This is a genomic window from Marinibacterium profundimaris (assembly GCF_002210095.1).
GTDB lineage: Bacteria > Pseudomonadota > Alphaproteobacteria > Rhodobacterales > Rhodobacteraceae > Marinibacterium > Marinibacterium profundimaris.
The window spans coordinates 62,007-73,815 of record NZ_AQQR01000018.1 but is presented as its reverse complement, the minus strand read 5'-3'; the positions used below and the strand labels follow the sequence as shown (position 1 = coordinate 73,815).

At 65.5% G+C, this 11,809-nt stretch carries 12 protein-coding genes; 1 reads left to right on the top strand and 11 read right to left on the bottom strand.

What is annotated here, in order from left to right:
* The first annotated feature begins 136 nt into the window (after positions 1-136).
* Entirely contained in the window at positions 137-580 is a 444-nt protein-coding gene (rpiB, locus tag ATO3_RS23480) for a ribose 5-phosphate isomerase B (RefSeq protein WP_088652321.1), read from the top strand.
* Positions 581-841: 261 nt separating this feature from the next.
* On the opposite strand, the gene ribD is transcribed toward rpiB, so the two are convergent.
* The 11 genes from ribD to ATO3_RS23425 all read right to left on the bottom strand — a co-directional run bounded on the left by ribD (position 842) and on the right by ATO3_RS23425 (position 11,379).
* Positions 842-1,918 carry a bifunctional diaminohydroxyphosphoribosylaminopyrimidine deaminase/5-amino-6-(5-phosphoribosylamino)uracil reductase RibD gene (gene ribD / locus ATO3_RS23475; RefSeq protein WP_088652329.1) on the bottom strand — a complete coding sequence of 359 codons (1,077 nt, stop codon included), beginning with the start codon at positions 1,916-1,918 and terminating at the stop codon, positions 842-844.
* A gap of 20 nt (positions 1,919-1,938) precedes the next feature.
* A complete protein-coding gene (gene nrdR / locus ATO3_RS23470; RefSeq protein ID WP_088652320.1) occupies positions 1,939-2,406 on the bottom strand; it encodes a transcriptional regulator NrdR in 468 nt (155 codons plus the stop codon).
* A 165-nt stretch (positions 2,407-2,571) separates the two neighbouring features.
* Positions 2,572-2,994 (bottom strand): secondary thiamine-phosphate synthase enzyme YjbQ, encoded by a 423-nt coding sequence (locus ATO3_RS23465; RefSeq protein WP_088652319.1) that lies wholly within the window; start codon positions 2,992-2,994, stop codon positions 2,572-2,574.
* 8 nt (positions 2,995-3,002) lie between these two features.
* Positions 3,003-3,407: a hypothetical protein gene (locus ATO3_RS23460; RefSeq protein ID WP_088652318.1), complete on the bottom strand. Its 405-nt coding sequence runs from the start codon at positions 3,405-3,407 to the stop codon at positions 3,003-3,005.
* A 53-nt stretch (positions 3,408-3,460) separates the two neighbouring features.
* Complete coding sequence (locus tag ATO3_RS23455; protein ID WP_088652317.1) at positions 3,461-3,856, bottom strand: hypothetical protein; 396 nt, start codon at positions 3,854-3,856, stop codon at positions 3,461-3,463.
* Between the two features lie 8 nt (positions 3,857-3,864).
* Complete coding sequence (locus tag ATO3_RS23450) at positions 3,865-4,284, bottom strand: hypothetical protein (protein ID WP_143747352.1); 420 nt, start codon at positions 4,282-4,284, stop codon at positions 3,865-3,867.
* Positions 4,285-4,418: 134 nt separating this feature from the next.
* Positions 4,419-4,925: a YbjN domain-containing protein gene (locus ATO3_RS23445; protein WP_088652315.1), complete on the bottom strand. Its 507-nt coding sequence runs from the start codon at positions 4,923-4,925 to the stop codon at positions 4,419-4,421.
* A gap of 99 nt (positions 4,926-5,024) precedes the next feature.
* A complete protein-coding gene (gene rpoD / locus ATO3_RS23440; protein WP_088652314.1) occupies positions 5,025-7,019 on the bottom strand; it encodes an RNA polymerase sigma factor RpoD in 1,995 nt (664 codons plus the stop codon).
* A gap of 113 nt (positions 7,020-7,132) precedes the next feature.
* Positions 7,133-9,067 carry a DNA primase gene (gene dnaG / locus ATO3_RS23435; protein ID WP_088652313.1) on the bottom strand — a complete coding sequence of 645 codons (1,935 nt, stop codon included), beginning with the start codon at positions 9,065-9,067 and terminating at the stop codon, positions 7,133-7,135.
* Between the two features lie 379 nt (positions 9,068-9,446).
* Complete coding sequence (locus ATO3_RS23430; protein ID WP_088652312.1) at positions 9,447-9,791, bottom strand: hypothetical protein; 345 nt, start codon at positions 9,789-9,791, stop codon at positions 9,447-9,449.
* Between the two features lie 160 nt (positions 9,792-9,951).
* Complete coding sequence (locus tag ATO3_RS23425; protein ID WP_088652328.1) at positions 9,952-11,379, bottom strand: Glu/Leu/Phe/Val family dehydrogenase; 1,428 nt, start codon at positions 11,377-11,379, stop codon at positions 9,952-9,954.
* Positions 11,380-11,809 lie beyond the last annotated feature (430 nt).

Here is an 11,809-nt window from a genome sequence, read left to right as displayed (position 1 = left end):
AAGGGAATCCCTTGCGATTCAGGTTTTGAGCCGGACGCTTTAACAACAGGTTCGAGCCCGAATTTGCATTTTGCTGCAAGGCGTTTGCAGGTCTGTTATCGGTTGCTCACCGAGGATATTTGTGCAGGATCCGCCTATGAGCATTCGTATCGCCCTGTCTAGCGACCATGCTGCTATCGAACTTCGTCAGGCAATCGCCCGTCATCTTGCGGATCAAGGTTTTGACGTAGTCGACATCGGGCCGACGGAGCCTGAGAGCACTGACTATCCGAAACACGGCGAAGCGGCAGCGAGGCTTGTCACGTCTGACGACTGTCAGCTTGGCATCATCTTATGTGGCACAGGCCAAGGTATCATGATGGCCGGGAACAAAGTGAAGGGTATCCGGTGTGGTGTCTGCGCTGACGTATTTTCGGCCCGTATGATCCGCCAACACAACGATGCCAATATGCTATCTTTGGGTGCGCGCGTGGTTGGAGAAGGCTTGGCACTGGAAATAGTCGATGCGTTCATGAACGCTAGCTTCGAAGGTGGTCGACATACAGTGCGAGTTACAATGATCGACGAGCTGGAAAGCTGAACGCCGCCATTCGCGCAGCCGCAGCGAAAGCCCGCTTCGTCCGCACTCCTGCCGCTCGTGATCGGCGCTGCAAACGACCGCTTCAGTTCGCCCGCCCGGTCAGGCGCGAGACTGCGCGCACCTGGCTCCAAGGTCGAGGTAACCTCGGCCTGCTTGGGTCGGGCTGCGCGGGGCAAAACCCTAACAGACGGTAAATCCGCCCTCACAACCCATTGATTTCATTGAACCCGAAAGATGTCCCACGCGTGGGACACCCCCCGCTCAGCCCGCGATCTTCCGCCAGCGATGCATCAGGTCGGGCCCCACGGGCCGCGCCTCCACCAGCTCGAACCGCTCGGCCGCCGCCAGCCGTTCCAGCCCCATCGCCCCGATCGCCGGCAGCCCCTCGGCCCCGATCGAGAACCCGGCCGAAAAGCCCACGATCTCGTCCACCGCCTCGGCCCCCAGCAGCGAGGCCGCCAGCGCCGAGCCGCCCTCGCAGAAGATCCGGGTCAGCCCCGCCTTGCCCAGCTGGACCAGCATGTCCGCCGGGTCGATCTGGGCCTGGCTGATCCCGCAGGGCAGCAGCTTTGCCCCCAGCCCCGTCCAGGCCTGCAGCCTCTCATGATCCGCGTCGCGCCCGTGACAGATCCAGACCGGCACATCCTTCGCCGTCCGCGCCAGATTGCCCAGCAGCGGCAAATCCAGCCGGCGCGACACCACGACCCGCGCCGGCTGCCGCGCCACGCCCAGCCCCCGCACCGTCAGCGACGGGTCATCCTTGCGCGCCGTCCCCGCGCCCACCATCACCGCGTCATGACGGGCGCGCATGCCATGGACCAGCCGCCGCGCCTGCGGCCCGGTGATCCACTGGCTCTCGCCCGTGGCCGTCGCGATCCGTCCGTCGAAACTCGCCGCCAGCTTCAGCGTCACGAAGGGCCGCCCGCCGCCAGCCACCCGCAGGAACCCCTGCAGGTCCCGTTCGGCCTCTTCTGCCCGGACGCCGGTGACAACCTCCACCCCGGCCTTGCGCAGCATCTCGAAGCCGCGCCCCGAGACACGCGTATCGGTATCCCCGACCGCCACCACGACCCGGGCGATGCCGGCATGGATCAGCGCCTCGGCGCAGGGCGGGGTCTGGCCATGATGGGAACAGGGTTCCAGCGTCACATAAGCCGTCGCCCCCCGCGCCCGCTCACCCGCGCGCGACAGCGCCAGCGTCTCGGCATGGGGGCGCCCGCCGGGCTGGGTCCAGCCACGCCCCACAAGCGCGCCGTCCTTCACGATCACGCAGCCCACCGCCGGGTTCGGCCAGGCATTGCCCTGCCCCCGCCGGCCCAGCGACAGGGCCAGCGCCATCCAGCGGTCATCCATGGGGTTTACTCCTCGGGCGGGGTCTTCGGCCGAAGCTCGTGGACGAAATCCTCGAAATCATCGGCCGCCTGGAAATTCTTGTAGACCGAAGCGAACCGCACGTAGGCCACGGTGTCAATGCGGGCCAATGCCTCCATCACGATCTCGCCGATGGTCTTCGAGGGAATGTCCGTCTCGCCCATGCTTTCCAGCCGCCGCACGATGCCGGAAATCATCTGGTCGATCCGCTCGGGCTCTATGGGACGTTTCTGCATCGAGATCCGGATCGAGCGTTCCAGCTTGTCCCGGTCGAAATCCTCGCGCTTGCCAGAGGTCTTGATCACCACCAGGTCGCGCAGCTGCACGCGTTCATAGGTGGTGAACCGCCCGCCGCAGGCCGGGCAGAACCGCCGCCTTCGGATCGCGACGTGATCCTCCGCGGGCCGCGAATCCTTCACCTGCGTGTCGATATTGCCGCAAAACGGACACCGCATCGGCCACCCCCTTCTCTTGATCGTCCCGCCAACTGCCTGACCGCGTCGGGGTCACCCTTAGTGGGCGCCGCTGCGCGTTTATCCACAAGTATAGGGGAGCCTCAAGGGCTTGGGTAGAGGAATTGACAATCCCCCAGATAGAGATCTGCAATTTCCGAGAATCGGTCAGGCCCCGACGAAGGCCAGCGCCACGCGCCGGCGATGCGGTCGATCGCGATGTTCGACAAGGTAGATCCCCTGCCAGGTGCCCAGCAACATGTGCCCGTCGGCCACCGGGATCTGCAGCGACACCGGCATCATCGCCGCCTTGATATGGGCCGGCATGTCGTCGGGCCCCTCGGCGCGGTGGCGCAGGTAGTCCATCGAAGGGTCATCCGCCGGCGGCACCAGCCGGCGGAAATAGGCGGCAAGATCGGTCTGCACGTCCGGGTCGGCATTCTCCTGGATCAGCAGCGAACAGGAGGTGTGGCGCACGAAGACCGTGACCACCCCGTCGCCCGCGCCCTGCCCGGACAGCCAGCGCGTCACTTCGGAGGTGACGTCGTAGAACCCCGGGCCACGGGTCGCGATGCCGATCTCGCCGATCATGGGGGGCGTCAGTTGTCGCGCGGGTTGTCGATGTTGATGCAGCCGCGGTTGGCCTCGGTCACCGTCTGCCAGTTGCCGGGCTCAAGCGCGTCGCTCTGGGCGCCTTCGCTCACCCCCGCCGCGCTGGCGTTCAGGGTGAACTTGACGCCCTGCCCGCTCTCGGCAAAGGACGTGTCGGCCGGGGCACTGACCACGACGATATGGTCGGACCACGGGGTCGAGTGATGGCGCGCGTAATGCACGGCGCCGCACCACCAGCCGCGGGGCTCGTTCATGTTCGAGACGACCTCGATCACGTTGGCATCCACCTGGTAGATGTCCGACCCGCCGGGGCCGCGCAGGACCTCCTGCTGGGCCAGCGCGGGCGAGGCGATGGCAAGGGCGACAAGGATGGGCGACAGTTTGAAGGTCATGGCAGCTCTCCGTCTGCAGGGGGTCTGGGGTGGAACGGGGCCGGGGGCCCCGCTCAGCGGTCACTCGGGTTGTCCAGCCGCACGCAGTTCCGGTTCGCGAGCGAGACGGTCTGCCAGGAGCCGGGTGCAAGCGTGGCACCACGGGCCGTGGCGGCGACGCCGGCGGCACCCGGGTCGATGGTGAAGCGAGTGCCGGGGCGGCGGCCGTCCTCGAAAGGGCTGGGTTCCGGGCCACGGGTCACGACCAGCGGCACCTGCCACCCGGCCTTCAGCGCACGGCGCGCGTATTTCACCGCGCCGCACCAAATGGCCTTCTGGCGCGAGCTTGCCACGACCTCGAACTGCGCGGCATCGACAGGATAGATCGAGGAGCCGCCGGGCCCGTACATGTGCTGCGCGGACAGAGGTGCCACCGGCAGAAGCGCGATCAGGACGGCTGCGTATCTCATGTACCGCCCTACCGGAAGCGAAGCGGCACGTTCAGACGCGGGCAGCTCATGTTGCCGGTCTGGACCGTCTTGGTGTCGCCCACCACGAGGGCGTTGGGGCTGTAGCTTGTCACCTTGTCGATGCCGAGCGCGGCGGGGTTCAGCGTGAACTGGACCGACGACCGGCGACCGGTCGCCTGGCTGGTTCCGAGGCTGCGGGCGATGGTCACCGGCGTGCCCCATCCGGCGCCCAGCACCCGGCGGGCATATTCCGAGGCGCCGCACCACCACAGATCATAGCCGTAGCCCGAATTGCCGACGACCTCGAAAACATTGTCATTGATGGGGTAGACGCGGGCACCGCCCGGCGTGCCGAGGAAATTCTGGGCCTGCACGGCCCCGGCCGCGAGGACGGCGAAGATCACCGCTGCTGATCTGATCGGAGACATCGACTCACCCAAATTCCGGACACAACACAGGACGTTAGGCAGAACGTTAACCGATCAGATCGCGCAACCCAATCTGTTCACGGCGAATTTATCGCAGCGCAGCTACGTCACGGGCAGCTGATCCGGAACCGGGCCTAATGATAGCCGACATGGGTGGCGAAGTTGCCGAGCGACTCCTCCCACATGCTCAGCACCTCGTTGAAGACGTCCCGCGACAGGCCCGACATGATCTCGACGTAGTGATCGAGATAGGGGTCCATCTCGTCATCCAGGTAGGCGCGGCCGACCAGCTTGGTCTCGTTCCACTCGTTGATGATGGGGAAGGTCGTGCCGTCTTCAAGGTCGAACCCGGCGGAGAAGTTGATGCTTTCGCAATCGGTGTGCTGCGTAGTGCACCCGTAGAAGTAGATCGTGAAGTTCACCCCGCTCGCGGCCGAGCGGATGATCGGGCGGCCGCTCGAAGAGGTCTCGAGCGTGGCGCGCAGGCCGTAGTCCTGCAGGGCGGCGACGACCGTATCCATATCGCTGGCCTGGACCATCTGGGCCGAGGCACCTGGCGCCGTAAGTGTCAGCATCGCGGCGGCGCCGGCCAGGGTCGCACGGAACACGTTGAAATTGAAGTGAAAAGAGACGGTCCGCATAGTGGTTTACCCCGAATTGAAAAGAGGGCCCGCCTAGCACGGGCCCTCTTTTCTGTAAACGCCGGGGCAGCGTGTCGGTTAACTCCCGCTCAGCGGGGTTTACTGGTCCAGGAAAGACCGCAGCTTGCGCGACCGGCTCGGGTGTTTGAGCTTGCGCAGGGCCTTCGCCTCGATCTGGCGGATCCGTTCGCGGGTCACGCTGAACTGTTGGCCCACCTCTTCCAGCGTGTGGTCGGTGTTCATGCCGATGCCAAAGCGCATCCGCAGGACCCGTTCCTCGCGCGGGGTAAGCGACGCCAGAACGCGGGTCGTCGTCTCCTTGAGGTTTTCCTGGATCGCCGAATCCAGCGGCAGGACCGCGTTCTTGTCCTCGATGAAATCGCCAAGCTGGCTGTCTTCCTCGTCGCCGATGGGCGTTTCGAGAGAGATCGGCTCCTTGGCGATCTTCATCACCTTGCGGACCTTCTCCAGCGGCATCTGCAACTTCTCGGCCAGCTCTTCCGGCGTCGGCTCGCGGCCGATCTCGTGCAGCATCTGGCGGCCGGTGCGAACCAGCTTGTTGATCGTCTCGATCATGTGGACCGGGATCCGGATGGTCCGGGCCTGGTCGGCGATCGAGCGGGTGATCGCCTGACGGATCCACCAGGTCGCGTAGGTCGAGAACTTGTAGCCGCGGCGGTATTCGAACTTGTCGACCGCCTTCATCAGGCCGATGTTGCCTTCCTGGATCAGGTCCAGGAACTGCAGGCCGCGGTTGGTGTACTTCTTGGCGATCGAGATCACGAGGCGCAGGTTGGCCTCGACCATCTCCTTCTTGGCCTGGCGGGCCTCCTTCTCGCCCTTCTGGACCTGCTGGACGATGCGACGGAATTCACCGATGTCCACACCGACGTACTGGCCCACCTGGGCCATGTCGGCGCGCAGTTCCTCGACCTTGTCGGTCGAGCGGTCGATGAACATCTGCCAGCCGCGGCCGGGCTTGTCGGCCATGTCCGACAGCCAGTTCGGATCCAGTTCGCGGCCCCTGTAGGCGTCGACGAATTCCTTGCGGTTGATCCGGGCCTGGTCGGCCAGCTTCACCATGGCGGAATCGATCGACATCACCCGGCGGTTGATACCGTAGAGCTGGTCGATCAGCGCCTCGATGCGGTTGTTGTGCAGGTGCAGTTCGTTAACCAGTTTCACGATTTCCGAGCGCAGCGACTGGTACATCGCCTCGTCCGACTGCGAGAACGAACCGTCCTCGTTCAGCGTGGCCGAGATCCGGCTGTCCTGCATTTCCGACAACTGCGCGTAGTCATCGGCGATGCGTTCCAGCGTCATCAGGACCTTGTCCTTCAGCGCGGCTTCCATCGCGGCCAGCGACATGTTGGCCTGCTCTTCGTCGTCGTCGTCATCCTCGCGGGCGATCGGGTTGCCGTCCGCGTCCAGCTCGGGGCCGCTGTTGTCGTCCTTCTTCTCGGACGAGGCCGCTGTGCTGGCAGGCGTGTCGACCAGCGGCTCGTCGACCTCGCCGTCCTCGCCCAGCTGGTTGTCGAAGGTGGTTTCCAGGTCGATGACATCGCGCAGCAGGATGTCCTCGGACAGAAGTTCCTCGCGCCAGATGGTGATAGCCTGGAAGGTCAGCGGGCTTTCGCAAAGCCCGGCGATCATCGTGTTGCGCCCGGCCTCGATCCGCTTGGCGATGGCGATCTCGCCCTCGCGGCTCAGCAGTTCGACGGACCCCATCTCGCGCAGGTACATGCGCACCGGGTCGTCGGTGCGGTCGAGTTTCTCGGTCGACTGGTTGGCAAGGGTGACTTCGCGGGCGTCGTTGGTCGTGACGACCTCGGTGGAGCCCTTGTTCTCCTCCTCCTCGGCTTCCTCGTCCTCGATGATGTTGATGCCCATCTCGGACAGCATCGACATCACGTCCTCGATCTGCTCGGAACTGACCTGGTCGGGGGGCAGGACCTGATTGAGCTGATCGTAGGTGATGTAGCCCTTCTCGCGTGCCTCGCCGATCATCTTTTTGACGGCGGCCTGGCTCATGTCGAGCGAGATTTCCTGTTCCTGGTCTTCCGGCTTCCGGTCTTCGGTGTCCTTGGCGGCCATTCGGTGCTCCTGAAGGGGTCGGGGCGATTCGCTATCGGCGAATCATTAGCGCGACAAATTGATTCGGCTACCCGCTTACCCGTATTTATTTACCTGTTTGTCACCATACGGTGTCACGTTCTGGGCTTGTCGAAGGAGATCTGGGCGAGAAGCGCGTCGAGCGCGGAACGTTCATCACGGTTGATGGGCGCACCATTTTCTCCGATATCGTACTCCGCACGATCCTCCTGCTGGCTTCGCGTGGCGCGGTTATGCGTTTCCGCGGCCTCTCCCAGCCGCCAGGTGACCGCTTCGTCAGCGAAGCCCTCGATATCCTCCATCGCCTCGGCGATCTCGGCATTCAGCCCCCGTACCGCCGAGAGTTTCGCGATCTCGCCGGCCACGGTCATGCGGGCCAGGTCCGGATCGCCGGGTTTGCGCAGGCAGGGACTGATGGCCACATGGCGAAGACGGGTGAGATTTTCAAGGGCTTCTTCGCCTACGGCCGCCCTGAGCGCACGCTCTTCCCCGTCATGGCGCAACAGGATGTCGCGCAGGCGGGCATGTTCGGGATCGCGACAGGTCATCTGAAGAAGGCCGTCGTCGAATTCGGACACGATGGCGGGCGTCAGGATCAGCGTGGCCAGAATCACCGCTTCGCGCATGTGTTCCTGCGCCGCCTCGTCCGCCGTCACCAGGTAGGAGGCGCGGGTGTAATGCACCGGACCTTCCTTGATCATTGCGCCACGCCACGGCGCCTTGCCGCGCGGCTTCTGCCGGCGCTGCTGCTGGAACAGCTGCCAGGTCTGGTTGCGCAGCTCGCGCTCGTAATGCTGCCGCAGGCTCTGGTCCTGGATCTGGCCGGTCACCTGCTTAAGGTCGTGTTCCAGCGCCGCCTTGCGTTCGGGGCTGTCAAAAACGCGCCCCTCGATCGCGCGCTCCCAGATCAGCGAGACCATGGGCCGCGCCGCCTCAAGCACCCTGGCCACCGCCTCGGGCCCGTCCGAGCGCAGCAGGTCGTCGGGGTCCTTGCCGTCGGGCATCAGCGCAAAGCGCAGCGACCGGCCCGGCGCCAGCAGCGGCAGGGCCATGTCGATCACGCGCAAGGCCGCCTTCACCCCGGCCTTGTCGCCGTCCAGCGACATCACCGGCTCATGCGCGATGCGCCAGAGCAGCTCCAGCTGCGGCTCGGTGATCGCGGTGCCCAGGGGGGCCACGGCGCCTTCGAACCCGGCCTCGGCCAGGGCGATGACATCCATGTAGCCCTCGGCCACGATCAGCTGCTGGCCCTTGCCCGCCGCGGCCCGGGCGGGGCCGAGGTTGAACAGGTTGCGGCCCTTGTCGAACAGCGCGGTTTCCGGCGAGTTCAGGTATTTGCGGTCATCGTCCGGGTCCATCGCCCGGCCGCCGAAGGCGATCGCCCGGCCGCGCGTGTCGCGGATCGGGAACATGATCCGGTTGCGGAAGAAATCGTAGGGATTGCCGGTCTTCTGGGATGTCCGTGCCAGCCCGGTGTCGAGGATCAGGTCCTCGGCGACACCCTTGGCGCGCAGGTGCTCCCACGTGGTCTGCCAGCCGTCGGGGGCAAAGCCGATCTCCCACCTCTCCAGCGCCGCCTCGCTCAGGCCGCGACGGGCGAGGTACTCGCGCGAGGCCGTCCCGGCCCCGGTCTTCAGCTGCAGCCGGTAGAATTGCACCGCCTGCTCCATGACCTCGGCGAGCCGGGTCTGGCGGTCGATCTTCTTCTGCATGCCCGGATCGCGGGCGGGCATCTGCAGGCCGGCCTCGCGCGCGAGGATCTCGACCGCCTCCATGAAGGCGACGTTCTCGCTTTCCTTGACGAATCCGATCACGTCGCCTTTCGCCTGGCAGCCGAAGCAGTAATAGAACCCCTTGCGGTCATCCACGTGAAAGCTTGCCGTCTTCTCATGGTGAAACGGGCACGGCGCCCACCAGTCGCCCTTGCCCTGGTTGGACTTGCGCATGTCCCAGGTGACCTTGCGGCCGACCACCTGGCTCAGGCTGAGGCGGCCGCGCAATTCGTCCAGGAAATTGGGCGGCAGGCTCATGCGCGGGTCTCCTCGGGGTGGGGTCGGCACCTGAAAGGATGCGGATATGGGCGGGTGTCAGTCAATCGGGTCGGGTCGCTGTGGGGTCGGATAAACGGGCTTGGGCGAAAGGTCCTGGCGGTCTGTCGGCAGCGGGCGGGTGCAGTTCGGGCAATCGGGCCCCGGGGCGGGCCGCGATCAGGTCTGTCATCTCTGCCTATCAGCCTCGGGCGAAAAGGTCAGGCACCTCCTGCAGTCTGTCATTGCACCGCGATGCCCGGTCCCCTCTGCGGATCGGGCGGGCTCTGGCGGGAGGCCCTGCAGCGGGCCGCCCCGTTGATCAGAGCCGGGCGCCGGACCGGAACAGGTCCATGGCCCGGGTGGGGGCGCGGATCAAGCCTCAGTTCAGGCTGTCCTTGAAGCTCTCCCACTGCGCGCTGCAGACCTCGGACCAGACGGCGCCCAGATCGGTGCGGCGGACATCGCGCATGCGCTGTTCGTAGACCCAGGGGGTCAGCTGCACAATGGCATTGTCGTAGCGGTCAGGCCAGGACGGATCGCTGGCGAGGATCGTTTCCTGCACATCGCGTTCCTTGACGCGGTCCAGGCGCGCCTGCTGGATCGCGGCGACGACATTGGCGGTCTGGCCGCAGTATTCTTCCCTGGTGATCTCCTGCGCGGCGGCGGCGGAGCCAAGCGCCAGCGACAGGACAAGCCAGGGTGCGACCGGGGTGAAGCGGATCATTCGTGCCTCCAGAATCGGGATCACACAAGACTACCGTTCCGCGGCGCCGGCTTCCATCACCGATCTGACCGCACGCCGCTCCCTGCCCGGGGGTGGGCCGCGACGCCCCACTGCGGCGGGCAGTGCCCCGCAGCATCCCTGCCCAAGCCCCCCGGTCCGGTCAGAGCCCCTTGGCCCGATAGCTCGACGCCACCTTGTCGATCGAGACGAGGTAGGCCGCGGTGCGCAGATCGTCCACGTCGTCGCGGCCATGCCACACCTCGCGCATGGACTGGTAGGCGCTGCGCATCGTGTCATCGAGCCCCGACCGCACGAGTTCCAGCTCGCCCGCGCCGCGCAGGTATTTCTCCTTGAAGGTCGGATCCAGCGTCCAGGCTTTGCCCAGAGCGTCCGAGATGCGCTCCAGCTCGTTCACGACAAGTTCATGGCGCGCCTCCTCCTGCCGGCGCTGCATGCGGCCAAAGCGGATATGCGACAGGTTCTTGACCCATTCGAAATAGGACACCGTCACGCCGCCCGCGTTGGCATACATGTCGGGGATGATGACCGTGCCGCGGCCGCGCAGCACATCGTCGGCGCCGGCGGTGATGGGCCCGTTGGCCGCTTCGATGATCAGCGGCGCCTTGATGCGCTCGGCGTTGGAGAGGTTGATGACGCCTTCCAGCGCGGCGGGGATGAGGATGTCGCAGTCTTCTTCCATGACCGCGCCGCCTTCGGCCGTATGGGCGGCATCGGGGAAACCGGCCACGCCACCGTGCCGCACCAGCCAGGCGCGCACCGCCTCCACGTCTATCCCCTTGGGATTGAACAGCGCCCCGTCGCGTTCAATGATGCCGGTGATGATGGCGCCGTCCTCTTCCTGCAGGAACTTCGCGGCGTGATAGCCCACGTTGCCCAGCCCCTGCACGATGACCCGTTTTCCGTCGAGCGTGCCCGATAACCCCGCCTTGGCCTTGTCCTCCTCGTGGCGGAAGAATTCGCGCAGGGCGTATTGTACGCCGCGCCCCGTGGCCTCGACCCGGCCGGCGATGCCGCCGGCGTTCAGCGGCTTTCCGGTGACGCAGGCGCGGGCGTTGATGTCGGTGGTGTTCATCCGCGCATATTGGTCCGCGATCCAGGCCATCTCGCGCTCGCCCGTGCCCATGTCGGGGGCCGGCACGTTCTGGGCGGGGTCGATCAGGTCGCGCTTGGCAAGCTCATAGGCGAAGCGGCGGGTGATCAGTTCCAGCTCGTGTTCGTCGTATTGCAGCGGATCGATACGCAACCCGCCCTTGGAGCCGCCGAACGGCGCCTCGACCAGCGCGCATTTGTAGGTCATCAGCGCGGCGAGGGCCTCGACCTCGTCCTGGTTCACGCCCATGGCGTAGCGGATGCCGCCCTTGACCGGCTCCATGTGTTCGGAATGGACGGACCGGTAGCCGGTGAAGGTCTGGATCCCGCCGCGCAGCCGCACGCCGAAGCGCACGGTGTAGGTCGCGTTGCAGACCCGGATCTTTTCTTCCAGTCCCGGGGCGAGGTCCATCAGAGCCACGGCCCGGTTGAACATCAGGTCCACGCTTTCGCGGAAACTCGGCTCCGTCCTCGTCATCGTGTTCATGTCGCATCCTCCTCGCGCTGTTCAGGTTCTTCCGTCCTTTGTCACCCACAGCCTATGACGCTTCGATTAATAGGTAGAGGAAATTCTGTATCTTCCGAAAATTGAAATAACCGCCCCGCTCCGGCGGTGTCGGAGTGGCCGGGCGCAGGCACTGTATCGCTGTCGGAAACAGCCCCTGACCTGCGCCGCGGCGCGTCTTTTCAGCGGGCGGGCCATCCGCCCGAATAGTGAACCCATTCTGCCCAATTCAGGCCACAGCTGCGGTCCATCCGATACATGTCCTTCCGAAGGGAACCGGCACGGACGTGACCGATGCGGGATCGGTAGCAGACAGCCACGGCTTGCGGCCGGATCGGGCTGCGCCGCGCTGCAATCGGCTTTCACCGGCGCCACTGCCGGATCGGTCAAACCCGGCCGGCCG